The organism is Undibacterium sp. Di27W (assembly GCF_049340345.1).
Lineage (GTDB): Bacteria > Pseudomonadota > Gammaproteobacteria > Burkholderiales > Burkholderiaceae_D > Undibacterium.
The window spans coordinates 1-255 of sequence record NZ_JBMPOS010000186.1 but is presented as its reverse complement, the minus strand read 5'-3'; the positions used below and the strand labels follow the sequence as shown (position 1 = coordinate 255).

Sequence of the window (255 nt, the reverse complement as noted above, 5' to 3'; positions counted from 1 at the left end):
ACAGGGCATCCTGGCCGCCCAGCGATTTCATGCTGCCGTTCCAGTACAAATCACCATCCTTGTTGATCGACAGGGTGATGTTTTCTGGTTTGGTTTTGTAAATCTGATTGTGTTCTGCCGGCAGCTTTAGCTTGACCGTATCCGTAATCACCGGCGTGGTGATAAGGAAGATGATCAGCAAGACCAGCATGACGTCTACCAGCGGGGTGGTGTTGATGGTGCTATTGACTTCGTCTTCGCCATCACCATCATTGC

Annotated in this window: 1 protein-coding gene; it reads right to left on the bottom strand. The window is 50.6% G+C overall.

Features of this window, described 5'->3' with window-relative positions; translation table 11 throughout:
* On the bottom strand, window positions 1-255 hold a 255-nt coding region (locus tag ACO0LF_RS31825), incomplete at both ends, for an ExbD/TolR family protein (protein ID WP_423021464.1).